Source organism: Antarcticimicrobium luteum, assembly GCF_004358185.1.
Taxonomy (GTDB): domain Bacteria; phylum Pseudomonadota; class Alphaproteobacteria; order Rhodobacterales; family Rhodobacteraceae; genus Antarcticimicrobium; species Antarcticimicrobium luteum.
In genome coordinates this window covers 180,055-204,687 of record NZ_SMUV01000072.1, presented here as the reverse complement: position 1 = coordinate 204,687, position 24,633 = coordinate 180,055, and the positions used below count along the sequence as shown (strand labels likewise).

Below are 24,633 nucleotides of genomic sequence, written 5' to 3'. Positions count from 1 at the left end.
GGTGCCGGAACAGGCCCGGTCCGGCGCGGCTCCGGCGGTGATCGAGCTGCGCGGCATCACCCGCGTCTATGGCCGCGGCGAGGCCGAAGTGCGGGCGCTGGACGGCATCGACCTGACCATCCGGGCGGGGGAGTTCGTGGCGATCATGGGGCCGAGCGGCTCGGGCAAGTCGACGGCGATGAACGTGATCGGCTGCCTCGACAGCCCGACGGCGGGGGAATACCTGTTCAACGGGGTCGATGTGGCCGGGCTGGACAAGGACCAGCGGGCGCTGCTGCGGCGGCATTACCTGGGCTTCGTGTTCCAGGGCTACAATCTGCTGCCGCGCACCCCGGCGCTGGAGAATGTCGAGCTGCCGCTGATCTACAAGGGGCTGGGCGCGACCGAGCGGCGCGCCCGCGCGCTGGTGGCGCTGGAACAGGTGGGGCTGGCGCATCGGGCCGACCATGACCCCTCGGAGCTGTCGGGCGGTCAGCAGCAGCGGGTCGCCATCGCCCGCGCGCTGGCCGGCTCGCCCGAGGTGCTGCTGGCGGACGAGCCGACCGGCAACCTCGACACCCACCGTTCGGCCGAGATTATGGAGCTGCTGGTGCGGCTGCGGGCCGAGACCGGGTTGACCATCGTGATGGTCACCCATGAGGAGGACATGGCGGCCTATGCCGACCGGCTGATCTGGATGGTGGACGGGCGCATCGCCGAGGACCGGCCCACCAAAGGGGGCGCGCGCGATGCTGGGTGAGACGATCAAGCTGGCGGTGCGGGCGATCTGGCGCAACGCGCTGCGCTCGTTCCTGACCGTGCTGGGCGTGGTGATTGGCGTCGCCGCGGTGATCGCCATGGTCACGGTCGGGCAGGGCTCGTCGGCGCAGGTGACGCAGGACGTGGAAAAGCTGGGCACCAACGTTCTGATCGTCCGGCCCGGGCAGAACGCCATGGGGCCGCGCAGTTCCAGCACCTCGGCGCGGCCGTTCGACCTGCGCGACGTGGCGCGGCTGATCCGCGAGGTGCCGGCGGTGGAGACCGCCAGCGCCGCCGAACAGAGCCAGATGAGTGTGGTCGCGGGCAATCTGAACCACCGGGCCACGGTGGTCGGGGCCGGCAATGCCTATCTCGACGCGACCGACTGGGAGGTGGCGCTGGGCCGCCGGTTCCTGGGCGGGGAAGAGCAGGGCGGCCGCGCCGTCTGCCTGCTGGGCGAAACCGTGCGGCAGGAGCTGTTCGGCAATACCGACCCGGTGGGCGACAAGATCCGGATGAAGTCCATCTCCTGCGAGGTGATCGGAGTGCTGGAGGCCAAGGGCGCGTCGAGCTTTGGCAGCGACCAGGACGATATCGTGATGATGCCGGTGCGCGCCTTTCACCGGCGGATCGCCGGCAGCAGCAATGTGAACCTGATCTATGTGGCGGTGCGCGACGGCGTCTCGACCGATCTGGCCAGCTCGGAGATCGAGGCGGTGCTGCGCGAGATGCGACGGATCGGGACGGGGGAGGAGGACGATTTCACCGTGATGGACATGAAGCAGCTGGCCTCGATGCTGACCGGCATCACCGATGTGCTGACCGGGCTGCTGGCGGCGGTGGCGGCGGTCAGCCTGCTGGTGGGCGGCATCGGCATCATGAACATCATGCTGGTCAGCGTCACCGAACGCACCCATGAGATCGGTATCCGCCTGGCGGTGGGCGCGCAGGCGCGGCAGGTGCTGCAGCAGTTCCTGGTCGAGGCGATCGTGCTGTCGCTGATGGGCGGGCTGATGGGGATCGCTCTGGGCCTGGGGCTGGCGGCGCTGGCGGCGCAGGTCATGGCGATTCCGTTCACGCCCGATCCATGGGTGGTGCTGGGCGCCTTCGCCTTTTCGGCGCTGGTGGGGGTGGTGTTCGGCTATTTCCCGGCGCGGCGGGCGGCGCGGCTGGATCCGATCGAGGCGCTGCGCCACCAGTAGCGCCCGCAGTGCGGGCGCGGGGTCAGCCCGGTCTCTTCGCCACCCGGTTCAGCAGCGCCTCATAGCCGTCGACGCCCTGGGCGCCAGTGACCAGATAGGTCTGGTCGAAGATCATCGCGGGCACCCCGTGCACGCCGCGCTCGGCCCAGTGCTGCTGTTTGCTGCGCACACCGGGGGCGTGGCTGCCGTGCGCCAGCGCGGCGCGCGCGGCGGCGCCGTCGAGCCCGGCGGTGACCGCCGCCTGTTCCAGCACCGCGGGGTCCGAGACATCCTCGCCGCGGGCGAAATAGGCATGGAACAGCGCCAGTTTCAGATCGTGCTGGCGGCCCTGCCCCTCGGCCCAGTCGAGCAGCTGATGGGCGGCGAAGGTGTTGACGATGCGGCTGTCGTCGGTGAAGGCAAAGGAAAACCCCAGCCCGTTGCCCAGCGCGACAAGCTTGTCGCGCGCGCGCTGGCTGTCGGCGGCGGTGACGCCGTATTTGCGCATCATGTGGGCGCGCAGGTTCTCGCCCCCGGGCGGCATGTCGGGGTTGAGCTCGAACGGATGCCAGCGCAGCCGCGCCGCCAGGCCGGTCCTGGACAGGGCGCGGCGCAATTGCAGAAAGCCGATAATGCACCAGGGACAGACCACGTCGGAGACGATGTCGATCTGGATGCTGCGCGCGGCAGAAGGGGGAGAAGGGGTGGTCATGGGCGCTCCGGAACTGTCGCCTTCTGGCTAGCACGGGGTGGGGAGCGGGAAAATCCCCGCAATGCCGGATCGGTGCGATTTGCCCCTTCACATCGCCCAAGTGCTCGTCTATATCGCGCGGACACCAGCCCGATAGTGCGGTCGTGGCGGAATTGGTAGACGCGCAGCGTTGAGGTCGCTGTGGGGTAACACCCGTGGAAGTTCGAGTCTTCTCGACCGCACCATCGAGGGCCTGAGTGCCTCCCTTTCAAAACTGTTGATCTGTCCCGCGCCTTGTCGCGCGGGGGCTGCGGCGGTGCGGCTGCCGGGGCGTCCGGCGCCGTCATGCGGGTCGGCGGCGGGCCGTGTTCCGCCGGTTCATGCCGACGCCGGGCCAGTGGCCCGGCGTTGCCGCGTCGGGGCCGCCTCGCCCGGCTCCTAGCCCATCTTTTCGCTGGCGTAGGAGCCGGGCGAGGCGGGGAAGACCACCGTCTTGTTGCCGTTGATGAAGGTGCGGTGGTGGATATGGGCGTGGATCGCGCGGGCCAGCACCTGCGCCTCGACGTCGCGGCCCAGCGTCACGTAGTCGGCCGGCGACTGGGCGTGGGTGACGCGCACGGTGTCCTGCTCGATGATCGGCCCCTCGTCGAGATCGGCGGTGACGTAATGGGCTGTCGCGCCGATCAGTTTAACCCCCCGTTCGAACGCCTGCCTGTAGGGGTTGGCGCCCTTGAAGCTGGGCAGGAAGGAATGGTGGATGTTGATGATCCGCCCGGACATCCTGCGGCACAGCGCGTCGGAGAGAACCTGCATGTAGCGGGCCAGGACGATCAGTTCGGCGCCGCTGTCCTCGACCACGGCCAGCAGCCGCGCCTCGGCCTCGGGCTTGGTCTCTTTGGTGACCTTGATGTGGTGGAAGGGAATGTCATGGTTCACCACCAGTTTCTGATAGTCGAGGTGATTGGAGACGACGCCGACGATGTCCACGGGCAGCGCGCCGATGCGCCAGCGATAGAGCAGGTCGTTCAGGCAATGGCCAAAGCGGGACACCATCAGCAGCACCTTCATCGGCTCGGAGCTGTTGTGGATGTCAAAGTCCATCTGCATCCGCTTTGCCACCGGGGCAAAGTCAGCGGTCAGCTGATCGAGGGGCCGGCCCTCCTCGCTGTCGAAGCTGACGCGCATGAAGAAGCGGCCGGTCTGAAGATCGTCGAACTGGTGGCTGTCGAGGATGTTGCAGCCGGCCTCGGCCAGATAGCCGGCGACCGCGGCGACGATGCCGCGCTGGGTGGGGCAGGAGACGGTAAGGGCGTATGTGCTCATCGGTGATCCGGTCCAGGAGGTCGGGGGCGCGGGCACACGTGCAGGCCCGGCCCCGGGGGGTCCGCTGTCTATGGCAGCGCGGCGGGTGGTGATCCAGCGGCCTTGGCGCGGTTTCGCCGGGTTCCGGGGGCGATGGCGGTCCGCCATGCGCCGGATTGGGACCGCGAGGCCACGATCGGAAATTTTGCCATGGATCGTGGAGGCGGCCGGGACTTGGGGCGCGTCCCCCGGGCGATCATCGGCCGTCTTGCAATCGGCGGCGCGTTCTGCGCATTTTTTGCTGCCGCGGCGGCGTGTGACCGTCCCCCGCCGCCGTTCCGGAGATCCCAATGACCCGCCCAAACGAGACCGATCTGACCCTGCGTGCCTGCGCCGCCGAAGACATTGCGGGCGTCCATGCGATTTATTCAGAGGCCGTGTGCAACGGCACGGCCAGTTTCGAGCTGACCCCGCCAGGCCCGGAGGAGATGGCGGAGCGCTGGCAGGCGTTGCGCGGGGCTGGCTATCCCTATCTGGTGGCGCTCGTCGGCGGGGCGGTCGCGGGCTATGCCTATGCCGGGGCCTATCGTCCGCGTCCGGCTTATCGCGGCGCAGTGGAAAACTCGGTCTATGTGCGCAAGGACTGCCAGGGCAAAGGGGTCGGGCGCGCCCTGTTGGCCGAGCTGATCGCGCGGTGCGAGGCGGCCGGGTTCCGCCAGATGGTGGCGGTGATCGGGGATTCGGACAATCACGGCTCGATCGGGCTGCACCGGGCGCTGGGCTTTGCCGATGTGGGGGTGCTGCGCGCGGTGGGCTGGAAACATGGCCGCTGGCTGGACACCGTGCTGATGCAGCTTCCGCTGGGGCCGGGGGACGGCGCGCCGTTCGAGGGCTGAGCGATGCTGGGGGTCCGTACCGTTGCCGCCGTGGGGCTGACCCAGATGGTTAACTGGGGGATCTCGTTTTACGCGATGGGGGTGTTCGGTCCGGCCATTGCCGCGGATCTGGGCTGGTCGATGGCGTGGACCTATGGCGGGTTGTCCGGCGCGCTGGTGGTGATGGGGCTGAGTTCCGGCCCGGTGGGGCGGATGGTCGATGCCTGGGGCGGGCGCGGGGTGCTGGCGGCAGGCTCGGTGCTGCTGGCGCTGGGGTTCGGGATGCTGGCGCAGACACAGGGCGCGGTGCTCTACGCGCTGGCCTGGCTGGTGCTGGGGCTGGGCATGCGGATGTGCCTTTACGAGGCCGCCTTTGCCGCGCTGGTGCGCGCCGGCGGCGCCGGCGCGCGGCGGGCGGTGTCGCAGGTGACGCTGCTGGGCGGACTGGCCTCGACCGTGTTCTGGCCGCTGGGGCATGTGCTGATCGAATGGATGGGCTGGCGCGGCGCGCTGACCGCCTATGCCGGGATCGCGCTCGTGATGGTGCCGCTTTACTGGGCGATTCCGCCGGGGCGCGCCGTGCCGACCGCCTCCGGCCCGATGCAGCCGGCGGCGGCGCCGGTGCGCCTCTCTGCGGCAGTGCTCTTCGCGGCGATGATCGCCGCGGTCTCCTTCCTCAGCTCCGGGCTTTCGGCGCATCTGATCGGGATGCTCTCGGGCCTGGGTCTGAGCGTCGCCGGGGCGGTGGCGCTGTCGACGCTGCCGGGGATCGCGCAATCCAGCGCCCGGCTGGTCGAGGTGCTGTTCGGTCATCGGATGGACCCGCTGGCGCTGGGCGTGCTGGCGGCGGTGGTGCTGTCGGCGGGGATGCTGGCCGGGCTGGGCGTGGGGGGCGCCGGGGCGGTCGCGGTGGTCTTCGTGCTGGGTTATGGGGCGGGCAACGGGCTGCTGACCGTGGTGCGGGGCACCCAGCCGCTGGTGTTGTTCCCGGTGGCGCGCTACGCGGTGATTTCAGGGCGGCTGATCGCGCCGTCGTTCTTTTCCGCCGCCGCCGCGCCGCTGGTCTATGCCTGGGTGATCGAACAGGCCGGCCCGCGCGCCGCCACCGCCCTCAGCCTGGGGCTGGCGCTGACCGTGCTGGGCTGCGCCTGGACACTTTGGGCCCGGATCGGGCCGGAGCCGCTGGTGGGCGAGGGGGTGTGAGCGATCAGCCGGTGTTAGCCGCGCCCCAGCGAGAACGGCGTTTGCGGCAGCGCGTAGCATTGCCTGAAATAGTCCAGCAGGGCCGAGACCGGGCGCGAGAATTCGGCCCCCCGCCGCCAGGCGAGGCCGACATCCATCGAGGGAATCTCGCGGTCGGTCGTCACCGTGCCGATGCGTTTGCCCTCGAGCGACCAGGGCCGATAGACCATGTCGGAGAGCATGGTCACCCCCTGGCCGTTGGCGACCATGGAGCGCACCGCCTCGACCGATGAGGTGCGCAGCCGGACCCGGGGCTGAAGGCTGGTCATGCTCCAGTATTTCATGGTGGTATGGGCTGCCTCGTCCACCGTGAGCATGATGTAATCCTCTTCCGCGATGTCTTCGAAGCTGGCCTTGCCGCGGCGCTGAAACGGATGGTTGTTGGGTACCCACAGCCGGCGGGTGGAGCGCAGCAGGGTTTCGCTCTCAAGCTCGGGGTTGGTGATGTTCGAGGTCAGCACCACAGCGATTTCGAACCGGTTGGACAACAGCCCCTCTTCGATGCTCTCGCGGTTGAGTTCCGACAGGCGGATCTCCAGCCCGGGATAGAGATTCGCCAGCCGGTCCAGGTGATAGGGCAGGAAATAGCCGATCACCGTGTAGGTCGCGGCGAGCGAGATCACCCCGGTGACGGCGGAATGCTGGCGGGTGAGTTTGGTCGCCTCTTCCAGCTTTTGCAGGATTTCGCGGGCCGAGCCGAGGAATTCGCGCCCCGCCTCAGTCATCTCCATCCCATGGGCGGAGCGCTGGAACAGTTCGGCCCCCAGTTCGGCCTCGAGATCGCGGATCGCGCCGGTGACCGAGGATTGCGAGATCGACAGCACGGTGGCGGCGCGGCTGACCTGACCCGTTTCCGCGGTGGCGACGAAGTATTTCAGGTGGCGAAGGTTGATCATCGAGCTTTATCCGAATTTTCATAATCGGAGTATCAGGATTTTCGATACCATGGATCCTTTCGCCCCGATGAATTCCGATTATCCTTTGTTTTCAGCGATGTGGTTCACGCACTCCGGTATTGGCGTATCGGAAAATCAGAAAATGCACGCGCAGTTTTTAGAAATTTACATGATGCGGGTTTGAAAGGGAAGATGGCCGCAACAGCAACTGAGGCGGAACATGCGTGGCATTATCGATCTGAATTGTGACATGGGCGAAGGCTTTGGCCATTGGACCCTGGGGGAGGCGGCAGACGAGGAGCTGATGGCGCTGATCAGCTCAGCCAACATCGCGGCAGGATTTCATGCGGGCGATCCCAACTCGATGGACCGGGTGGTCAAGCTGGCCCAGCAGCACGGCGTCGGGCTGGGGGCACATCCGGGGTACAACGATCTGCAGGGGTTCGGCCGGCGGTATATCCGCACCAATTCCGAAGAGCTGGTCAATGACATCGTTTATCAGATCGGCGCGATCCGCGAGTTCGGCCGCCGCCACGGCATCCCGCTGCAGCATGTGAAGCCGCATGGCGCGCTCTACATGGAGGCCGCCGTCAACGAGGAGCTGTCGCGGCTGATGATCGACATGCTGCGCAAGACCTGCGGCGAGGCGATCATATTCTGCATGGGCATGTCCAAGACCTATGAGGCGGCCAAACGGATGGGCCAGCCGGCGGTGCGCGAGTTTTTCGCCGACCGCGACTATGACGAAAGCGGTTCGATCGTGTTCGCCCGCAAGGTGGCGCGGCCCGATCCGCAGGCAATCGCGGAAAAATGCCTGCGCGCCTGCCAGCAGGGCGTTGTTCGGACCGTGACCGGCAAGGATATCGAGATCGAGTTCGAATCGATCTGCTTCCATTCCGACACCCCCGGCGCGCTGGAGAACGGCAAGGCGATCCGCGCCACGCTGATCGAGAACGGCATCACCATCGCACCCGCCGCGACCGTACTGGAAAACCTGGCCTGAACGAGAGGCCCCACAGGAGAGAAATGATGGCACAGATCCAATCCCCGCTGCCCGGAACCTTCTATCACAAGCCGTCGCCGGATGCGGCCCCCTACAAGGCCGAGGGCGACGCGGTCGCGGTCGGCGACGTGATCGGGCTGATCGAGGTGATGAAGACCTTTATCGAGGTCAAGGCAGAGGCGGCGGGCACCTTTGCCGGCTATGTCGCCGGGAACGAGGCACCGGTGACGGCCGGCGCGGTGCTGGCGGAACTGGGCGACTGACGATGGGCATCGGACGACTGTTCATCGCCAACCGCGGAGAGATCGCGGTGCGGATCATCCGGGCCGCCAAGGCGCTGGGGATTCACACCATCCAGGCCTATTCCGAGGGCGACACCGAGATGTTGGCGGTCAGGCTCGCCGATGAGGCGGTCAGCATCGGGCCGGCGCCGGCCAGAGACTCCTATCTCGACATCGAAAAGGTGGTTGCGGCGGCGCGTGACAGCAGGGCCGACGCGGTGCATCCGGGGTACGGCTTTCTGTCGGAAAGTCCGGAGTTCGCCCGCGCGCTGGAGGCCGCCGGCATCGCCTATGTCGGCCCGACTGCGGACACCATCGAGCGGATGGGCGACAAGGTCGCCGCGCGGCAGGCCGCAGAGGCGGCCGGCGTGCCGGTGGTGCCCGGCTCCAAGGGGCGGATCGGTACCGTGGACGAGGCCGCCGAGGTGGCCGAACAGGTCGGCTACCCGGTGATGATCAAGGCCGCCGCAGGCGGCGGCGGGCGCGGTATCCGCATCGCCGCGGATGAGGCGGAGCTGCGCACCCTTGCGCCGCAGGCGCAGCAGGAGGCGCAGGCGGCTTTCGGCGACGGCGGCCTCTATCTGGAGCGCGCGGTGCAAAGCCCCCGCCATATCGAGGTGCAGATCCTCGGCGACGGCGAGACGGCTGTGCATGTCTTCGAGCGAGAATGCTCGCTGCAGCGTCGCCGCCAGAAGGTCTGGGAAGAGGCAGGCGCCGCCTGTCTCGACGAGGCGACGCGCGACGCGCTCTGCGCCTCGGCCGTGGCGCTGGCGAAATCGGTGAACTATCGCGGCGCCGGCACGCTGGAATACCTTTATGACGAGGCCCGCAACGAGTTCTATTTCATCGAGATGAACACCCGCATCCAGGTGGAACACCCGGTGTCGGAGATGATCACCGGTATCGATCTGGTGCAGGAGATGATCCGGGTCTGCGGCGGCGAAAAACTGAGCATGACGCAGGCCGAGATCACCCGCAACGGCCATGCCATCGAGGTGCGGATCAACGCCGAAGACCCGCATATGCAGTTCATGCCCTGGCCCGGAAAGGTCGGCGCGATGACCATCCCCGAGGGCGAGGGCATCCGCTTCGACCATTTCCTTTACGAGGGCTATCAGATTCCGCCGTTCTACGACTCGCTTCTGGGCAAGCTGATCGTTCATGCCCCGACGCGGGAACAGGCGATCGCCAGGCTGGCCGAGGCGCTCAAGGGCCTCAACCTTGAGGGGTTGAAGACCACCGTGCCGCTGCATGTGGCGCTGGCCGCCGACAAGGATGTTCAGGCGGGCAGATTTCACACCCAATGGCTCGAGCCCTGGCTCGCGGCCGGAAACCTGACCGCAGCGGCGGCAACACCGGCCGGCGCGCTGGAAACCGCAACAACAGGAGGTGCGTCGTGAAAACACGATATTCATACGGCGGCGACGAACATATCTACGTCGAGGTGGATGAGGAGATGTCGCTTGACGCGTTCTTTATCTCGCTGTCGATGAGCAAGGCGGTGCGCGAGGCCAATATTCCCGGCGTGACCGAGATCTGCCCCGCCAACGCCTCTTTCGAGGTGCGTTTCGACCCCGATGTGATCGCGCCCGACGCGATGATGGCCCGGATCAAGGAACTGGAGCACAAGGCGGAGACCGCCGAAAAGCGCCTGTCGACCCGGATCGTCGAGATCCCGGTCTATTTCCAGGATCCCTGGACGCATGAAACGCTGATGCGGTTCCGCGAACGGCATCAGGATCCCAGCGGTTCCGATCTGGATTACGCCGCGCGCATCAATGGCTATGACAGTGTCGCGGCCTTTATCGAGGCCTTCCATTCGCAGCCATGGTTCGTCTCGATGGTTGGTTTCGTCGCAGGTCTGCCGTTCCTGTACCAACTGGTCGAGCGCGAGAAACAGCTGCAGGTGCCGAAATACCTCAGCCCGCGCACCGACACCCCGAAACAGACGGTGGGCTACGGCGGCTGTTTCTCCTGCATCTACTCGGTGCGCGGCGCCGGCGGTTACCAGATGTTCGGCGTCACGCCGATGCCGATCTTCGACCCGGAGCAGGAAGTCTCGTACCTCAAGGACTTCATGGTGTTCTTCAAACCGGGCGACATCGTGAAATGGAAACCCATCGACCGCGCGGAGTATGATCGCATCCTCGAAGAGGTGGAGCAGGGCGCCTATACCCCCCGCATCGCCGAGGTCGAGTTCGATCTGGATGCCTTCAACGCCGATATGACCGGTTTCAACGCCAAGCTGATGGAGGCACTCAATGACGCTTAAGATTGTCAAACCCGGGCTTGCCACCTCGATCCAGGATCTGGGCCGCCCCGGCTATTTCCACCTTGGTATCCCCGAAGGCGGCGCGATGGACCGCCTGGCGCTGCGCGCGGCGAACATGCTGGTCGGCAACCCCGAGGATGCGGCCTGTCTAGAGGCCGTGTTCATGGGGCCGGAGATCACCTTTACCGCCGATGTCAGCGTTGCCGTCACCGGCGGTTCGATGCCGATCATGGTGGATGGCGAGGCGCGGGACGGCTGGACCAGCTTCACCGTCAAGGCCGGCCAGACCCTCAGCTTCGGTTTTCTGTCAGGTGGCGCGCGGATCTATATCGCCGTCTCCGGCGGCATCGCCACCGAGCCGGCGCTTGGCAGCCGCTCGACCTATCCGATCGGGGCGCTGGGCGGCTTTCACGGCCGCAATATCGCCGAGGGCGACGAGCTGCCCGTCGGCGCGGCTCCGCTGGTGGATGAGGGGCGCAGCGTGCCCGCCGATCTGCGCCGCGGTCCCGGCTCTCCCGCCGAACTGCGGGTGCTGACCGGGCTCTACTGGTACCGGCTGACCGAGAAATCGGGCGAGAACTTCTTCAGCGACACCTGGACGGTGGCGCCGGAGGCCGACCGCATGGGCTATCGCTTCCGCGGCGGTCAGCCGATGGAATTCGTCGAGCGCGAACAGCCCTTTGGCGCCGGGGCGGATCCGTCGAACATCGTCGACGGCTGCTATTCCTACGGCTCGATCCAGGTGCCGGGCGGCACCGAGCCGATCGTGCTGCACCGCGACGCGGTGTCGGGCGGCGGCTATTTCACCCTGGGCGCGGTGATCTCGGCGGATATGGACCTGATCGGGCAGTTGCAGCCCAACACGCCGGTCAAATTCGTCCGGGTCGAGATGGACGAGGCGTTGCAGGCGCGCGCCGACCGCAGGGCCATGTTGGAGAAGATCCGAAAAGAGCTCGTCTAAGAGTCTGAAACGAAACCACAACCGCGGCTTGCCGCATTGAACTGAAGTAACTGACAAGGAGGTCAGAACGATGAATCTTACCCTCAAGCTCGCCGGCGCGCTCGCGCTTGCGACCGCACTCCCCGCGAGTGTTTTCGCGGCGGATGCCTGGTATCCCTATCCCGCAGAAGAGGTCACTCCGGCCTTTTCGGCCGACGGCAAGACATCGGCCGTCACCTATACCCCGCTGGAAAAGGCGGAAAAGCCGTGGAACATCTGCGTCTCCTTCCCGCATATGAAGGATGCTTATTGGCTGGGCGTTGACTATGGCGTCGCCGACGAGGCCAAGCGTCTGGGTGTCAAGATGAACCTGGTCGAGGCCGGCGGGTATACCGAGCTGAACAAGCAGATCGGCCAGATCGAGGATTGCGTGTCCAGCGGTGCCGACGCGGTGGTGATCGGCGCGATCTCTTACGAGGGGCTGAACAACGTAGTCTCCGAAGTGGCCGCCAAGGGAATCCCGGTGATCGACGTGATCAACGGCATGTCCTCGCCCGATCTGGCCGCCAAGTCGCTGGTCTCGTTCAAGACCATGGGCTTTGAGACCGGCAAGTATCTGGCCGAGAAGCACCCCGCCGGATCCGAGCCGGTCAAGGTCGGCTGGTTCCCCGGACCGGCGGGCGCCGGCTGGGTCGAGGCCGCGCATGCGGGCTTCATGGAGGCCGTCAAGGGCTCGGCCGTCGAGGTGCTGGAGCCGCGGTTCGGCGACACCGGCAAGGAAGCTCAGCTGAAGCTGGTCGAGGACGTGCTGCAGGCCAACCCCGACGTGCGCTATCTGGCCGGTACTGCGGTGACGGCAGAGGCGGCACAGGGCCTGATCCGCGAGCGCGGGCTTCAGGGCAAGGTCGATCTGCTGGCCTTCTACATGACGCCGGGCGTCTACACCGGCATCCAGCGCGGCTTCATCCTGGCGGCGCCGGCGGATTCGATGGTCGTTCAAGGCCGGATCGCGATGGATCAGGCGGTGCGCATCCTCGAGGGCAAGGAGTATATCAAGCATGTGGGGCCGAAGATCTTCGTCGTCGATCCGTCGAACATCGCCGACACTCCGCGTGAAAACATCCTGCCGCCGGACGGGTACAAGCCGGTGTTCTCGGTCGAGTAAGACCGCAGGCTGAACTGGCAACGCGGGCCGGGCGAGAGCCGTCCGGCCCGCAATCCTCCCGGAGGCGGATATGCAAGCAACCAAGCTGGTGGAAACGCGCGGCCTGACCAAGCGCTATCCCGGCGTTCTGGCGCTCGACGGCGTGGATTTCGACCTGAACAAGGGTGAGGTCCATGTGCTGTTCGGCGAGAACGGGGCGGGCAAATCGACCCTGATCTCGATGCTGGCGGGCGCCAACAGCCCCAGCGACGGCGAGATCATCCTCAACGGCGCGCCGGTGCATTTCGGATCGGTCGCCGATGCGCAGGCCAAGGGCATCTATACGGTGTTTCAGGAATTCTCCCTGATCCCGACCCTGACCGTGGCCGAGAACATTTTTCTGGGGTGGGAACCGATGCGCGGTCCCTTTGTCGATCATCGCGCCATGCGCCGCCGCGCCCGCGAGATGTTCGAGGAGCTGGATTTCCCCATCGACCCCACCGCCATCACCGCGTCGCTGTCGCGCGCGCAGCAGCAGATGGTCGAGATCACCAAGGCGTTTCACGGCGATCTTTCGGTGCTCATTCTGGACGAGCCAACGGCATCACTCACGGACCGCGAAGTCGATCACCTGTTCGGCTTCATCGCCGCGTTGAAGGAACGCGGCGTCGGCATCGTCTATATCTCCCACCGCATCCAGGAGTTTCAGCGCATCGCCGACCGGGTCACCGTTCTGCGCGACGGCGCCAGGATCGGCACCGTCGCGATGGATGAGACCGATGAGGGCGCGCTGGTCGAGATGATGACCGGCCGGGCCATTTCCGAGATCTATCCGACCATCGCCTGCAATCCGGGCGAGGTTCTGCTGACGGCCAGGGGGGTGAAGACCCCGGGCGTCAACGGCGCCGATCTGGACATCCGCGCGGGCGAGGTTCTGGGCATCGCTGGCCTCGTGGGCTCGGGCAAGTCGCGCCTGTTCCGGGCGCTGATGGGGGTCGCGCCGCGGCAGGGCGGGACCGTCACCCTGAAGGGGCAGGACATCACCCATGCGCCGACGCGGCAAATTCTGCGGGCCGGGCTTCACTATCTGTCGCCCGACCGCAAGGCGGAGGGGCTGGATCTGGCCAAGACCTCGAACGACAATCTGGCGCTGAACCTAGTGATGGGCGGAACCGGCGTGTCCCGGATGGGCTTCATCAACTGGAAGGCGGTCCGCGAGCAAAGCGCCCGGATTGCCGATCGTGTCGAGCTGCACGAAGGGTATCGGGCAAAGCTCGTCTCGCAGCTGTCGGGGGGCAATCAGCAGAAGGTGCTGTTCGGCAAATGCTTCGGGCAGGAGGCCGACATCTATGTCTTTGACGAGCCGACGGTGGGCGTCGACATGGGCACGCGCGCCGCGCTCTACCTGCTGATCAAGCAACTGGCCGAGGCCGGCAAGGCGGTGGTGGTAATCTCCTCCGACCTGCCCGAGGTGCTGCACCTGTCGCACCGGATGCTGGTTCTGGCCCATGGCCATATCTCGGCCGAGTTGAGCGGAACGGAAATGACCGAGGATACGGTCCTGAAACATTTTTTCGATGAAAGCGGAGCCAAGGCATGAGCGAGCAAAGCAAGCAATCCGGGGCCGGCGAGCTGATCGCCCGCGTGTTTGTCAAGGTGGGTGTTCTGCCGTTCTTCCTGCTCGGCGCGCTGGTGATCTTTACCGCGCTGTCGTCCAAGTTCCTGACCGGGCAGAACCTGGTCAACGTGGCGCGGCAGTCAGTCTATCTGGTGCTGGTTTCGATGGGACAGATGCTGGTGCTGATCTCGGGCGGGTTCGACCTGTCGGTGGGCACCGCGATCGCGCTGACCTCGGTGGTCTCGGCCTCGGCCATGGTTTATTTTGCCGGGATCTTTCCCGACGCGATCTGGCTGGCGGTCCTGCTGGGGGCCTTCATGGGGTTTGGCGCGGCGCTGCTGGTCGGCCTCGTCAACGGCATCGGCGTGGCCTATTTCGACGTCTCGCCCTTCATCATGACGCTGGGCGTCTCATCGGTCGGGGCCGGTCTGGCGTTGTTCCTGACCGGCGGCGTGCCGGTCTCGGGCCTGCCCTTTGCCTTTGGCGATACCTTCGGGTTCGGGCGGCTGTGGGGGATACCGATCCCGGTGCTGATCGCGATGGTCTGCATCGTGGTGATGTGGGTGTTCATGTCGCGCACCCGGCTGGGCACCCAGATCTATGCGGTGGGCGGCAATATCAAGGCGGCGCATCTGTCGGCGATCAATACCAAGCGGACGCTGATGCTGGCCTATATGGTCTGCGCCTTCATCGCCTCGCTGACCGGGCTGTTGCTGACCGCCCGCGTTGAATCCGGCGAGGCCAATCTCGGCGGCACCATCGCGCTGGAATCCATCGCCGCCTGCGTGATCGCCGGTGTGTCGCTGCGCGGCGGCATCGGCCGGGTGGAGAATGTGGTTCTGGGCGCCTTCTTCATCGTGCTGGTGCAGAACGGCATGAACCTGGCGCAGGTCAGCTCGTACATGCAGATGGTTCTGCTGGGGGCGCTGCTGATCCTGGCGGTGATCTTTGACCAGTTGCGATATCGCATCATCATGAGCGGGCGCTAGGCCCGGTCTCACGCAGGGGGCGGGCGCAATCCGGCATTGCGGCCCGGCCCCGCTGGCGGCATGATCCTTCGCAGAAGGAGATCGCATGCCAGCAACGACATTTCTGGAGACGCCGCAGGGGCGCCGCCTCGCCTATCATCGCAACGACGGGCAGGGCCCCTGGATCGTGTTCCTGGGTGGGCTGAAATCGGACATGGAGGGCACCAAGGCGTTGCATCTGGAGGCCTGGGCCAGAGCGCGCGGCCATGCCTATCTGCGGTTCGACTATTCCGGTCACGGAGAGAGCAGCGGCACCTTCGAGGAGGGCTGCATCGGCGACTGGCATGAGGATGCGCTGGCCGCGGTCGCTGCGCTGACCGAGGGGCCGGTGGTGCCGGTCGGCTCGTCCATGGGCGGCTGGCAGGCGCTGCTGATGGCGCGCGAGATCCCCGAGCGGATCGGGGGTATGGTCACCGTGGCCGCCGCCCCCGATTTCACCGAGGACGGCTATTGGGCCACATTCACCGAGGCGGAGAAGGCGCAGCTGGACCGCGAGGGCTTTGTCGAGAAACACTCCGACTACATGGAACCCTATGTCATCTCGAAACGCATGATCGAGGACGGCCGCACCCAGCTGGTTCTGCGCGATCCGCTGCGGCTGCCGTTTCCTGTGCGCTGTCTTCAGGGTACGGCGGATACCGCTGTTTCGACAGGGACGGCGCTGCGCCTGCTGGACCATGCGGAGTGCCCCGACATGCGGCTGACGCTGGTCAAGGATGCCGATCACCGGTTTTCCGACGGTCCCTGCCTGGGGCTGATCGAGGCGGCGATTGCGGAGGTTCTGGGGTAGGTTGGATGCGTGTGTTTGGTAAGCGGTTCGGACGGGGGGCGTTTCCCCTCGGTGCAATTGCCCTCCTGCTCTGGATGCTCGGCCCCTATGAGCCGGTGCCGCTCAGCGCCGATTTCGATCCGGCGCGGCTGAGCGGCGGGGTCGGCGCCTATTTGGCGCGGGCTGAGGCGCGGTTCGACGACATCACGCCGGGCGTCGAGAAACGGGTGATCTGGCAGCCGGGGTTCGAGGAACGGCGCACGCCGGTCTCGATCCTTTATGTGCACGGGTTTTCGGCCACCTCGGAAGAGATCCGCCCGGTGCCCGACCTTGTGGCGCAGGCGCTGGGCGCGAACCTGGTCTATACCCGGCTGCGGGGCCACGGCCGCGGCGCCGCCGCCATGGCCGAGGCCGGCGTCGGCGACTGGATGGCGGATCTGGCCGAGGGGCTGGCCGCCGCCCGCGCGGTGGGGGACCGGGTGGCGGTGATCGCCACCTCGACCGGGGCGACGCTGACCGCGGCGGCGCTGCTGGATCCCGAGATGTCGGAGGGCGTCGGGGCGGTGGTCTTCGTGTCGCCGAATTTCGGCATTCACGATCCGGCGTCCGTGTTGTTGACCCTGCCCGGCGCGCGCTACTGGCTGCCGCTTGGGGCCGGGCGCGAGCACGGTTACACGCCGCAGAACCCGGACCAGGCGGTGTATTGGACCACCGCCTATCCCACCGTGGCGCTGATGCCGATGGCGGCGCTGGTGCGCAGGGTGGCGCGGCTGGATTTCGCCCGGGTCGGGGTGCCGGCGCTGTTCTGGCTGTCGGACGACGACCGCACGGTGCGCCCCGATATCAGCCGCAGGATCGCCGCAGGCTGGGGCGGCGATGCGCGGGTGCAGGCGGTGCGGATGGACAAGGGCGACGATCCGAACGCCCATGTGATCGCCGGCGATATCCTGTCGCCGGGACAGACCGACGCGGCGGCGCTGGCGATGGTGGACTGGCTGCGCGCCCAGGGGATGCGCTAGCGGTGCGACGGCGACCGGGCAGCATGCGCGGGCTGGAAGAGCTTGGGCGGGTAAGGCTTTCCAAGCACTTCTATTTCCGCGATTTCCTCTATTCCGAGATCGGCAATTTTCACCACATTCCGAACCTGCCCGACGATCCCGATCTGGCGATCGAGACGGGGCGGGCGCTGTGCGAGACCCTGCTCGATCCGCTGGAGGAGACCTTTGGCCGGGTCGCCATCCGCTCGGGCTATCGCTCGGCCGCGCTGAACCGGTTCGGCAATGAAAACCGGCTCAACTGCGCCGCAAACGACAACCCGCTGGAGTGCCACATCTGGGATCGCGGCCGCGGCGCCGACCGGGTGGCCGGGGCCAGCGTGGCGATCCCATGGTTCGCCCAGCGCTATGCGCAGGGACGCGACTGGCGCGATCTGGCCTGGTGGCTGTACGACCATATCCCGTTTTCCGAGGTCTGGTTCTTTCCGAACCTCTGCGCCTTCAACATCGCCTGGAGGCCGCGTCCGCAGCGGCGCATCGGCAGCTATATCGCCCCGCGCGGCACCTTGCTGGCCGCCGGTGCCGATCCGGGCGAGGCGACGGCGCAGCGCCGCGCGCGCTATGGTGATTTCCCGCCCTTCCGCGGCGTCGTCTTTCCCTGAGGCCGGCAACCGCTTGCCGGGGGCGCGGCAAACCCGCATTGTGTCGGCAGGGCCCGCCGGGGCCGGTGATGCAGCAAAGGAATTCCGATGACCGAAGCGCTGGTCCTGTTGCCCGGAATGATGTGCGATGCACGGATTTTCGAGCCGCAAATCAACGTCCTGAGCCGCGAGCGCGCGGTCATGGTGGCGCCGATCACCCGGGGCGAGCGGATCGAGGAGATCGCCTCGAACATCATCGACCAGCTGCCGCAACGTTTCGCGCTGGCCGGGCTCAGCATGGGCGGCATCGTGGCGATGGAAATCCTGCGCCGGGTACCCGACCGGGTGGCGCGCCTGTGCCTGATGGACACCAACCCGCTGGCCGAGACGCCGCCCGAGGCCGCCGCGCGCGAGCCGATGATCGTCGGCGTACGGGCCGGGCGGCTGGACGAGGTGATGCGGCAGGCGATGAAGCCGGATTATCTGGCACCTGGGCCGGGACGGATGGCGGTTCTGAACATGGTTTATGCCATGGCGGCCGATCTGGGTCCGGATGTTTTCGTGCGCCAGAACCGGGCGTTGCAGCGCCGGCGCGACCAGCAGAGCACCCTGCGCAAATGCAAGGCGCCGACGCTGATCCTGTGCGGCGCCCACGACCGGCTGACGCCGGTCAAGCGCCACAGCTTCATGGCCGAGCTGATGCCCGCGGCCGAACTGACGGTGATCGAAGAGGCCGGCCACCTGCCGCCGCTGGAGGCGCCGGAGGCGACGCTGGCGGCCTTGCGCGGATGGCTGGCCATGCCCCGGGCCAGCGCCGGGGACTGAGCGGACGCCGGACGCGTGCGGGGCGGACCAAAGCCACCCCGCGCCGCGATCTCAGCGCGCCGCGGCGTTGGTGTTGGCGATGCGGGCAGGTTTGCGTTTCTGTACCGGCTTGGTGCTGTTGGTGTTCATGAATTCGATCACCAGCGGCCGGATGTTGTCGCGCCAGGAGCGCCCGGCGAAGATGCCATAGTGGCCGGCGCCGGGTTCCACATGGCTGGCTTTCATGCTGTCGGGAAGGCCGGTGCACAGGGCGAGCGCGGCAATGCACTGGCCGGGGGCCGAGATGTCGTCGTTGGCGCCCTCGACCGTCTTGACCGCCACATTGGTGATCTTGCCGATATCGACCTTGTGGCCATCGACCACGAACTGGTTCTTGGCGATCTCGCCGTTCTTGAAGATCCGCTCAACCGTCGACAGGTAGAATTCGGCGGTCATGTCCATCACCGCAAGATACTCGTCGTAGAACCGGTTGTGGGCGTCGTGATCGCCGGCCTCGCCGCGCATCTCGCGCTGGATCTGGCCCGAGAATGCCTCGGAATGGCGGTCCGAGTTCATCGACATGAAGGAGGCCAGTTGCAGCAGACCCGGATAGACCAGCCGCCCGACGCCCGGATAGCTGAAGCCGACGCGCTGGATTGCGGTTTCCTCCAGCTGGCCCATGGTCACCCGGCGGCCGAAATCGGTCACCTCGGTCGGGGTTGCGTCGGGGTCGATCGGGCCGCCGATCAGGGTCAGCGACAGCGGCTGCGCCTTGGGATCCTGTTCGGCCAGATAGGCAGTGGCGGCCAGCGTCAGCGGCGCCGGCTGGCAGACCGCGATCACATGGGTGTCGGGCCCGAGATGGCGCATGAAGTCAACGAGGTAGAGGGTATAATCCTCGACATCGAACTTGCCGGCGGACACTGGGATGTCACGCGCGTTGTGCCAGTCGGTCACGTAGAGTTCGCAATCGGGCAGCAGGCTGGCCACGGTGGAGCGCAGCAGCGTCGCGTAGTGGCCCGACATCGGCGCCACCAGCAGAACCTTGCGCGGCTGGATGTCCCGGCCGGGCACCTTGAAGTAGATCAGATCGCCGAAAGGCTTTTCGACAACCGTCTGAACCTCGACCACATGATCCTTGCCATCCTCGCAGGTGACGGTGCGGATACCCCAGTCGGGCTTGACCACCATCCTCTGAAAGGTCCGCTCGGTCACCTTGCCCCAGGCCGCCATCCAGTTGAAAACCGGGTTCGGAACCATGCTGAAACCGGGGTAGGAGGCAAACGACTGGGCCGTCGCACCCAGCCACTGGTTGGCATTCCGGGCGGACTCCATCAGGTCGTATGTCATCATATAGCGCATTCGGGTCTCCTAATGTTTGCGACCAACACAACTTGGATCAAACGTCGCTTTGCCTCCCGAACGCTGCGACGGTATTCTGCATAGCAGAAAGAGTAGGGGGGATTCGTTAAAATGACAACTAGTGAGGATGGTGGAGGCGCTGCGCCGGGTGAGCATCTGGACCGGTTGAACGAGAATCTGAGGAAGGTCGAGTCGCTGTCGAAGCGGCTGATGGAGGTCATGTCGCACAAGACCTCGCACAATCCCGCCCTGAACGCCCCCGATCAGGAACTGTTTGCCAAGGCGGCGACCGCCTATTGGACCGGCGCGCTGCAGAACCCCGCGAAACTTCTCGAACACCAGATCGAATTCTGGGGCAAATCGGTCAAGCATTTCGCCGAGGCGCAGCAGGCGCTGGCGCAGGGCAAACTGGCCGCGCCCGAGGATCCCGGCCCGAGCGACCGGCGCTTTTCCAACCCGCTGTGGGACAGCCACCCCTATTTCAATTTTGTCAAACAGCAGTACCTGATCAACGCCGATGCGATCGAACAGGCAGTGGCCGGCGTCGAGGGCATGGATGCCAAGGAGAAGCGGCGGCTGAAGTATTTCGCCCAGCAGATCGTCGACATGATGTCGCCGACCAACTATCTGGCGACCAACCCGGACGCGCTGGAACGCGCGCTGGAGACCGAGGGGCAGTCGCTGGTGCAGGGGCTGGAGAACCTGATCGCGGATCTCGAGGCCAACGACGGCGAGCTGGTGGTGCGGCTGGCCGACGAAAAGGCCTTTGAGGTGGGCGGCAATATCGCCACCAGTCCGGGCGACGTGGTCTATCGCAACCGATTGATGGAAATCATCCAGTACAAACCGGCGACCGAAACTGTGCACGAGATCCCCATCGTGCTGTTCCCGCCCTGGATCAACAAGTTCTATGTCCTTGATCTCAAGGCGCAGAACAGCCTGATCAAATGGATTACCGAGCAGGGCTATACGCTCTTTGTGGTCAGTTGGGTGAACCCCGACAGGTCCTATGCCGAGATCGGCATGGAGGACTATATCGAAGAGGGCATTCTGACCGCGATCCGCGAGGTCAAGGCGATCTGCGGGACCGAACAGGTCAACGCGGTGGGGTATTGCATCGCCGGCACCACACTGGCGCTGACGCTGGCCCTGATGAAGAAGCGGGGCGACAAATCGGTGAAATCGGCGACGTTCTTCACCGCGCTCACCGATTTCTCGGATCAGGGGGAGTTCACCCCCTTTCTTCAGGATGATTTCATCGACGCGATCGAGGCCGAGGTGGCCGAGCAGGGCATCCTGCGCTCTTACATCCTGACGCGGACGTTTTCGTTCCTGCGATCCAACGATCTGGTCTATGCGCCGGCGGTGCGCAGCTACATGCTGGGCGAGGCGCCGCCGGCCTTTGACCTTCTCTACTGGAACGGCGACAGCACGAACCTGCCGGGCCGGATGGCGGTGCAGTATCTGCGCGAGTTGTGCCAGCGCAACGCGTTCTGCGAGGACGGCATCAAGATCCTGGGCGAGGTGCTGCATGTGCGCGACGTGACCGTGCCGCTGATGTCGATCACCTGCGAAACAGATCACATCGCCGCCTGGAAGGACTGCTATCGCGGGGTGCAGCAGATGGGGTCGCGTTCAAAGACCTTCATCGTGTCGGAATCGGGGCATATCGCCGGGATCGTCAATCCGCCGACCAAGAAGAAATACGGCCATTACGCCAATCCCGATCTGACCGCCGACGCCGCCGGCTGGATGGAGGGGGCCACCTTCAACGACGGGTCCTGGTGGCCAAGGTGGGAGGCCTGGCTCGGCAAGCGGTCGGGCAAGCAGGTTCCGGCCCGCAAACCCGGTGATTCGGAGCATCCCAGCCTGGGGCCGGCGCCGGGCACCTATGTGGTGGCCAAGCCAAAAGTCTGATTCAACTCGAAAATCAGCGATCTTTCTGCGGTGCAGCGATTGTTCTTGAAATGCTGCGTCGCAGCATGCATATTGTCCTTGGCTGAACTGGAATACGGGGTTGTCCCGTACAGCGCGCAAGGATTGTGACAATGGCAAATACCCAAGATTTTACCGCGATGATGAAGGATGCGATGGGCGCATTTCCCGTGGATACCTCCGCGATGGAAGGGGCCTTCAAGTCCACCGCGACCCTGAACGAGAAGCTGTCCGGCGTGGCGCTGGAAGCCGCCGGCAAATCCTCGGAAATCTCCAATGCCTGGACCAAGGACACCCTGACCAAGCTGGCCGAGCTGTCGAAAGCCAAGGCAGAGCCGGCTGATTATGCCAAGGCGCTGACCGATTTCGCATCCGCCGCCGCCGAAGTCGCCGCCGAGAACATGTCGGCCTATGCCGAACTGGCCAAAAAGGTGCAGATGGACACCGTCGAGCTGCTGATGGCAGCCGGCAAGGACATCACCGAAGATGCCAGCAAGGCAGTGAAAAAGGCCACCGACGAGGTGACCTCCGCCGCCAAGAAGGCCGCCGCCAAGTAAGGCGCAGAGATTTCAGCTTTTGCACCCCTCTCCTCCCAACCGGTGCAATTGCGTGAGGGCAGGTCGTAAGACCTGCCCTTTTTTGTGATTTGCGGTCCTGCCTGAAAAAAATGCTGCACTGCGGCATAATCCTCTTGAAATGCTGCGATGCAGCATTCATGTTCTGTACAGAAGACAAAAGGGTGAGCGATCACCCAAGCCCCCAAGTCAAAGGATCAGACAGATGACCAACAATGATTACTCCGCGATGATGAAAGACATGTGGAAAGCCCTGCCGGTGGACATGTCCGCCATGGAAGATGCGTTCAAGACCTCGGCCGCGCTCAGTGAAAAGCTTTCCGGCGTGGCGCTGGAAGCGGCCGGCAAGTCCGCCGAGCTTTCGACCCAATGGGCGCAGGACACCCTGGCCAAGATGAACGACGTCTCCAAGGCCAAGGAAGAGCCGGCCGACTATGCCAAGGCGATGACCGATTTCGCCACCGCCTCGGCCGAGGTTGCCGCCGAGAACATGGCCGCCTTTACCGAGATTGCCAAGAAGGTGCAGATGGAGACGGTCGAACTCATGGTCACCGCCGGCAAGGACATGGGCCAGGAGGCCTCGGCCGCCGTGCAGAAGGCCGCCAGCGAGATGGCCGGCGCCGCACAAAAGGCCGCACCGGCCAAAAAGCCGGCCCGCGCCAAGTAAGCCGCAGTCGAAAAATGATCAAAGAGCGGGTCTTCGGACCCGCTCTTTCCTTTTGTTCTGCGCTCGCATAGTGTTTGCTGCATCGCATCGTGTGTGGAGGGCGAGACGTGGCCGAAGAGCAAAAACCCCTGCTGATCAAGCGCTATGCCAGCCGGCGGCTCTATAACACCGAAACCAGCGATTACGTCACGCTGGAGGACATCGCCGGTTTCATCCGTGGCGGGCGCGAGGTCCAGATCGTCGATCTGAAGACGGGCGACGACCTGACCCGGCAATACCTGCTGCAGATCATCGCTGAACACGAAAGCCGGGGCGAAAATGTGCTGCCGGTCAATGTGCTGAACGATCTTGTGCGCAGCTATATGGTTCCCGGCGGGGGCATGATGCCGCAGTTCCTGCAAAGCAGTTTCGAGATGCTGCGCGAGAGCCAATCCAAGATGATGGAGAACATGAACGCCATGAACCCGATGGCGAGCATGCCCGGGTTCGAGGCGTTGCAGGCGCAGCAAGAGGCGTTTCTGAAGGCGATGACCGGCGGGATCGGCGGTGGTTGGTCGGGGCCGGAACGCGAGGGCGCCGGCACGGCGACGCGCGAGGGCGGCGAGGATCTGGATGCGATCAAAAAGCAGCTTTCCGAGCTTCAGGAAAAACTGTCCAAGTTGAAATAGGCCTCCCCGGTCGCTTGGTCATAGTCGCTCAGTCGTACCGGATCGGGCTGCGCAGGCGCGGCTCTTCCAGCCATTCGAAATAGGTCTGCCGCAGCGTCCGCGCCGCCGGCCCGGGGGCGCCGTTGGAAAAGCGCCGCTCGTCCACCTGCGCGACCGGGATCACCCCGCCGCCGGAGGAGGACAGGAACACCTCGTCCGCGGCCCAGAGTTCCTCCAGCGGCAATGGGCGGGTTTCCACTGCGAAACCCTGCGCCGCGGCCATTTCCAGCACGGTGCGGCGGGTGATCCCATGCAGCACCCCGTGATCCGATGTCACCACCCGGTTGCCGAACACCGCAAAGACGTTGAACCCCGGCCCCTCGGTCACATTGCCCTCGTGATCGAGCAGCAGGGTGGTCTCGAATTCCTGGTCCTTGGCCTCGTAGAGACCCGAGGTGAAATCGCCCCAGTGGTAATTCTTCACCTTTGGATCGACGCTGTCCCGCGGGATGCGGCGCACCGATTTGGCGATCCAGACCGTTGTGCCGCGATCCGCCTGATCCGGTTTGACGATATGCACATAGGGCACGCACCAGGCATAGAAATGGTTCTGGCAGTCGCGCGGATCGCGGCTGCCGGGCACCGGGTTCGGCCCGCGCGCGGCGACCATGGCGACGTAAGCGTCGCGCAGTCCCGAGGCGCCGACCATCGCCTGCAGCGCGCCCTGCACCTCGGACCGGTCCATCAGGATGTTCATCCGCTGCGCCGCGACCGAGGCGAGGAAGCGGTCGAGGTAATCCTCCAGCCGGAAGAACGCGCCGGCCCAGACCGGGACCACGTCATAGGCGATGTCGGAATGGGTGAGGCCCCAGTCGGTCACGCCGATGCTGGCTTCGGAAATCGGGATGATGCGGCCACCCATCCAGGCGGCGCCTTGGCTCAGATCGGTCATGTGGCCAGCGTGGCCCGGAGCGGGGCGTTTGGCAAGCCCGCAGCGATTGCCCCCATGGCGCGCGCGGTGGCGTTG

At 65.6% G+C, this 24,633-nt stretch carries 26 protein-coding genes and 1 tRNA gene; 22 read left to right on the top strand and 5 right to left on the bottom strand.

Features of this window, described 5'->3' with window-relative positions; translation table 11 throughout:
- The first annotated feature begins 1 nt into the window (after nucleotide 1).
- Both E1832_RS18110 and E1832_RS18105 read left to right on the top strand, forming a co-directional pair.
- The gene (locus E1832_RS18110; RefSeq protein ID WP_245514039.1) at nucleotides 2–739 is read left to right on the top strand and encodes an ABC transporter ATP-binding protein; all 738 of its coding nucleotides are present in this window, start codon (nucleotides 2–4) and stop codon (nucleotides 737–739) included.
- The gene (locus E1832_RS18105) at nucleotides 729–1,940 is read left to right on the top strand and encodes an ABC transporter permease (protein WP_133361173.1); all 1,212 of its coding nucleotides are present in this window, start codon (nucleotides 729–731) and stop codon (nucleotides 1,938–1,940) included. Before E1832_RS18110 ends, E1832_RS18105 begins: the two co-directional genes overlap by 11 nt.
- Nucleotides 1,941–1,962: 22 nt before the next feature.
- Here E1832_RS18105 and E1832_RS18100 read toward each other — a convergent pair whose 3' ends face one another.
- On the bottom strand, nucleotides 1,963–2,631 hold the full coding sequence (locus E1832_RS18100) for a DsbA family oxidoreductase (RefSeq protein WP_133361172.1): 669 nt from the start codon (nucleotides 2,629–2,631) through the stop codon (nucleotides 1,963–1,965).
- A 137-nt stretch (nucleotides 2,632–2,768) separates the two neighbouring features.
- Between E1832_RS18100 and E1832_RS18095 the strand changes: the two genes are divergently transcribed.
- Nucleotides 2,769–2,855: transfer RNA gene (locus tag E1832_RS18095), tRNA-Leu, on the top strand.
- A 193-nt stretch (nucleotides 2,856–3,048) separates the two neighbouring features.
- Here E1832_RS18095 and purU read toward each other — a convergent pair.
- Entirely contained in the window at nucleotides 3,049–3,933 is an 885-nt protein-coding gene (purU, locus tag E1832_RS18090; protein WP_133361171.1) for a formyltetrahydrofolate deformylase, read from the bottom strand.
- A 329-nt stretch (nucleotides 3,934–4,262) separates the two neighbouring features.
- Here purU and E1832_RS18085 point away from each other — a divergent pair, with 329 nt between their 5' ends.
- Nucleotides 4,263–4,808, top strand: coding sequence for a GNAT family N-acetyltransferase (locus E1832_RS18085; RefSeq protein WP_133361170.1), 546 nt, complete (start codon nucleotides 4,263–4,265; stop codon nucleotides 4,806–4,808).
- 3 nt (nucleotides 4,809–4,811) lie between these two features.
- Nucleotides 4,812–5,990, top strand: coding sequence for an MFS transporter (locus E1832_RS18080; RefSeq protein ID WP_133361169.1), 1,179 nt, complete (start codon nucleotides 4,812–4,814; stop codon nucleotides 5,988–5,990).
- A 14-nt stretch (nucleotides 5,991–6,004) separates the two neighbouring features.
- Here the strand turns inward: E1832_RS18080 and E1832_RS18075 are convergent, their stop codons facing one another.
- The gene (locus tag E1832_RS18075) at nucleotides 6,005–6,925 is read right to left on the bottom strand and encodes a LysR family transcriptional regulator (protein ID WP_245514038.1); all 921 of its coding nucleotides are present in this window, start codon (nucleotides 6,923–6,925) and stop codon (nucleotides 6,005–6,007) included.
- A gap of 49 nt (nucleotides 6,926–6,974) precedes the next feature.
- Between E1832_RS18075 and E1832_RS23145 the strand changes: the two genes are divergently transcribed.
- The 13 genes from E1832_RS23145 (at nucleotide 6,975) to E1832_RS18015 (ending at nucleotide 18,441) form a co-directional block, all read left to right on the top strand.
- A complete protein-coding gene (locus E1832_RS23145) occupies nucleotides 6,975–7,109 on the top strand; it encodes a hypothetical protein (protein ID WP_280960210.1) in 135 nt (44 codons plus the stop codon).
- Between the two features lie 36 nt (nucleotides 7,110–7,145).
- Nucleotides 7,146–7,928 (top strand): 5-oxoprolinase subunit PxpA, encoded by a 783-nt coding sequence (locus tag E1832_RS18070; protein WP_133361168.1) that lies wholly within the window; start codon nucleotides 7,146–7,148, stop codon nucleotides 7,926–7,928.
- Nucleotides 7,929–7,954: 26 nt separating this feature from the next.
- Nucleotides 7,955–8,191, top strand: coding sequence for an acetyl-CoA carboxylase (locus tag E1832_RS18065; RefSeq protein WP_133361167.1), 237 nt, complete (start codon nucleotides 7,955–7,957; stop codon nucleotides 8,189–8,191).
- Between the two features lie 2 nt (nucleotides 8,192–8,193).
- On the top strand, nucleotides 8,194–9,609 hold the full coding sequence (locus E1832_RS18060) for an acetyl-CoA carboxylase biotin carboxylase subunit (RefSeq protein WP_133361166.1): 1,416 nt from the start codon (nucleotides 8,194–8,196) through the stop codon (nucleotides 9,607–9,609).
- The gene (locus E1832_RS18055) at nucleotides 9,606–10,481 is read left to right on the top strand and encodes a 5-oxoprolinase subunit B family protein (RefSeq protein WP_133361165.1); all 876 of its coding nucleotides are present in this window, start codon (nucleotides 9,606–9,608) and stop codon (nucleotides 10,479–10,481) included. The genes E1832_RS18060 and E1832_RS18055 overlap by 4 nt, the downstream gene beginning before the upstream one ends.
- Complete coding sequence (locus E1832_RS18050; RefSeq protein WP_133361164.1) at nucleotides 10,471–11,442, top strand: 5-oxoprolinase subunit C family protein; 972 nt, start codon at nucleotides 10,471–10,473, stop codon at nucleotides 11,440–11,442. Before E1832_RS18055 ends, E1832_RS18050 begins: the two co-directional genes overlap by 11 nt.
- Nucleotides 11,443–11,512: 70 nt before the next feature.
- A complete protein-coding gene (gene torT, locus E1832_RS18045) occupies nucleotides 11,513–12,586 on the top strand; it encodes a TMAO reductase system periplasmic protein TorT (RefSeq protein WP_133361163.1) in 1,074 nt (357 codons plus the stop codon).
- 70 nt (nucleotides 12,587–12,656) lie between these two features.
- On the top strand, nucleotides 12,657–14,165 hold the full coding sequence (locus E1832_RS18040) for a sugar ABC transporter ATP-binding protein (protein ID WP_133361162.1): 1,509 nt from the start codon (nucleotides 12,657–12,659) through the stop codon (nucleotides 14,163–14,165).
- The gene (locus E1832_RS18035) at nucleotides 14,162–15,172 is read left to right on the top strand and encodes an ABC transporter permease (protein ID WP_133361161.1); all 1,011 of its coding nucleotides are present in this window, start codon (nucleotides 14,162–14,164) and stop codon (nucleotides 15,170–15,172) included. Before E1832_RS18040 ends, E1832_RS18035 begins: the two co-directional genes overlap by 4 nt.
- Nucleotides 15,173–15,257: 85 nt before the next feature.
- The gene (locus tag E1832_RS18030; RefSeq protein ID WP_133361160.1) at nucleotides 15,258–16,001 is read left to right on the top strand and encodes an alpha/beta fold hydrolase; all 744 of its coding nucleotides are present in this window, start codon (nucleotides 15,258–15,260) and stop codon (nucleotides 15,999–16,001) included.
- Nucleotides 16,002–16,075: 74 nt separating this feature from the next.
- Nucleotides 16,076–16,999: an alpha/beta hydrolase gene (locus tag E1832_RS18025; protein ID WP_245514037.1), complete on the top strand. Its 924-nt coding sequence runs from the start codon at nucleotides 16,076–16,078 to the stop codon at nucleotides 16,997–16,999.
- Nucleotides 17,000–17,022: 23 nt separating this feature from the next.
- Nucleotides 17,023–17,637, top strand: a complete 615-nt coding sequence (locus E1832_RS18020) for a hypothetical protein (RefSeq protein ID WP_133361251.1) — start codon at nucleotides 17,023–17,025, stop codon at nucleotides 17,635–17,637.
- Between the two features lie 87 nt (nucleotides 17,638–17,724).
- Complete coding sequence (locus tag E1832_RS18015; RefSeq protein ID WP_133361158.1) at nucleotides 17,725–18,441, top strand: alpha/beta fold hydrolase; 717 nt, start codon at nucleotides 17,725–17,727, stop codon at nucleotides 18,439–18,441.
- A gap of 51 nt (nucleotides 18,442–18,492) precedes the next feature.
- Here E1832_RS18015 and phaZ read toward each other — a convergent pair whose 3' ends face one another.
- A complete protein-coding gene (gene phaZ / locus E1832_RS18010) occupies nucleotides 18,493–19,782 on the bottom strand; it encodes a polyhydroxyalkanoate depolymerase (RefSeq protein ID WP_133361157.1) in 1,290 nt (429 codons plus the stop codon).
- 111 nt (nucleotides 19,783–19,893) lie between these two features.
- On the opposite strand from phaZ, the gene E1832_RS18005 reads away from it, so the two are divergent.
- The 4 genes from E1832_RS18005 to phaR all read left to right on the top strand — a co-directional run bounded on the left by E1832_RS18005 (nucleotide 19,894) and on the right by phaR (nucleotide 23,627).
- Nucleotides 19,894–21,699, top strand: a complete 1,806-nt coding sequence (locus E1832_RS18005; RefSeq protein WP_133361156.1) for a PHA/PHB synthase family protein — start codon at nucleotides 19,894–19,896, stop codon at nucleotides 21,697–21,699.
- A gap of 131 nt (nucleotides 21,700–21,830) precedes the next feature.
- Nucleotides 21,831–22,274, top strand: coding sequence for a phasin, PhaP (locus tag E1832_RS18000; protein ID WP_133361155.1), 444 nt, complete (start codon nucleotides 21,831–21,833; stop codon nucleotides 22,272–22,274).
- A gap of 223 nt (nucleotides 22,275–22,497) precedes the next feature.
- Entirely contained in the window at nucleotides 22,498–22,959 is a 462-nt protein-coding gene (locus tag E1832_RS17995) for a phasin family protein (protein WP_133361154.1), read from the top strand.
- Nucleotides 22,960–23,066: 107 nt separating this feature from the next.
- Nucleotides 23,067–23,627: a polyhydroxyalkanoate synthesis repressor PhaR gene (phaR, locus tag E1832_RS17990; RefSeq protein ID WP_133361153.1), complete on the top strand. Its 561-nt coding sequence runs from the start codon at nucleotides 23,067–23,069 to the stop codon at nucleotides 23,625–23,627.
- A gap of 28 nt (nucleotides 23,628–23,655) precedes the next feature.
- Here the strand turns inward: phaR and E1832_RS17985 are convergent, their stop codons facing one another.
- The gene (locus E1832_RS17985; protein ID WP_133361152.1) at nucleotides 23,656–24,558 is read right to left on the bottom strand and encodes an aminotransferase class IV; all 903 of its coding nucleotides are present in this window, start codon (nucleotides 24,556–24,558) and stop codon (nucleotides 23,656–23,658) included.
- Nucleotides 24,559–24,633 lie beyond the last annotated feature (75 nt).

Coding starts and splice junctions, on each gene's coding strand:
- E1832_RS18105 (WP_133361173.1), top strand. CDS start 729: ATGCTGGGTGAGACGATCAAGCTGGCGGTGCGGGCGATCTGGCGCAAC.
- E1832_RS18100 (WP_133361172.1), bottom strand. CDS start 2,631: ATGACCACCCCTTCTCCCCCTTCTGCCGCGCGCAGCATCCAGATCGAC.
- purU (WP_133361171.1), bottom strand. CDS start 3,933: ATGAGCACATACGCCCTTACCGTCTCCTGCCCCACCCAGCGCGGCATC.
- E1832_RS18085 (WP_133361170.1), top strand. CDS start 4,263: ATGACCCGCCCAAACGAGACCGATCTGACCCTGCGTGCCTGCGCCGCC.
- E1832_RS18080 (WP_133361169.1), top strand. CDS start 4,812: ATGCTGGGGGTCCGTACCGTTGCCGCCGTGGGGCTGACCCAGATGGTT.
- E1832_RS18075 (WP_245514038.1), bottom strand. CDS start 6,925: ATGATCAACCTTCGCCACCTGAAATACTTCGTCGCCACCGCGGAAACG.
- E1832_RS23145 (WP_280960210.1), top strand. CDS start 6,975: ATGGATCCTTTCGCCCCGATGAATTCCGATTATCCTTTGTTTTCAGCG.
- E1832_RS18070 (WP_133361168.1), top strand. CDS start 7,146: ATGCGTGGCATTATCGATCTGAATTGTGACATGGGCGAAGGCTTTGGC.
- E1832_RS18065 (WP_133361167.1), top strand. CDS start 7,955: ATGGCACAGATCCAATCCCCGCTGCCCGGAACCTTCTATCACAAGCCG.
- E1832_RS18060 (WP_133361166.1), top strand. CDS start 8,194: ATGGGCATCGGACGACTGTTCATCGCCAACCGCGGAGAGATCGCGGTG.
- E1832_RS18050 (WP_133361164.1), top strand. CDS start 10,471: ATGACGCTTAAGATTGTCAAACCCGGGCTTGCCACCTCGATCCAGGAT.
- torT (WP_133361163.1), top strand. CDS start 11,513: ATGAATCTTACCCTCAAGCTCGCCGGCGCGCTCGCGCTTGCGACCGCA.
- E1832_RS18040 (WP_133361162.1), top strand. CDS start 12,657: ATGCAAGCAACCAAGCTGGTGGAAACGCGCGGCCTGACCAAGCGCTAT.
- E1832_RS18035 (WP_133361161.1), top strand. CDS start 14,162: ATGAGCGAGCAAAGCAAGCAATCCGGGGCCGGCGAGCTGATCGCCCGC.
- E1832_RS18030 (WP_133361160.1), top strand. CDS start 15,258: ATGCCAGCAACGACATTTCTGGAGACGCCGCAGGGGCGCCGCCTCGCC.
- E1832_RS18025 (WP_245514037.1), top strand. CDS start 16,076: ATGCTCGGCCCCTATGAGCCGGTGCCGCTCAGCGCCGATTTCGATCCG.
- E1832_RS18020 (WP_133361251.1), top strand. CDS start 17,023: ATGCGCGGGCTGGAAGAGCTTGGGCGGGTAAGGCTTTCCAAGCACTTC.
- E1832_RS18015 (WP_133361158.1), top strand. CDS start 17,725: ATGACCGAAGCGCTGGTCCTGTTGCCCGGAATGATGTGCGATGCACGG.
- phaZ (WP_133361157.1), bottom strand. CDS start 19,782: ATGCGCTATATGATGACATACGACCTGATGGAGTCCGCCCGGAATGCC.
- E1832_RS18005 (WP_133361156.1), top strand. CDS start 19,894: ATGACAACTAGTGAGGATGGTGGAGGCGCTGCGCCGGGTGAGCATCTG.
- E1832_RS18000 (WP_133361155.1), top strand. CDS start 21,831: ATGGCAAATACCCAAGATTTTACCGCGATGATGAAGGATGCGATGGGC.
- E1832_RS17995 (WP_133361154.1), top strand. CDS start 22,498: ATGACCAACAATGATTACTCCGCGATGATGAAAGACATGTGGAAAGCC.
- E1832_RS17985 (WP_133361152.1), bottom strand. CDS start 24,558: ATGACCGATCTGAGCCAAGGCGCCGCCTGGATGGGTGGCCGCATCATC.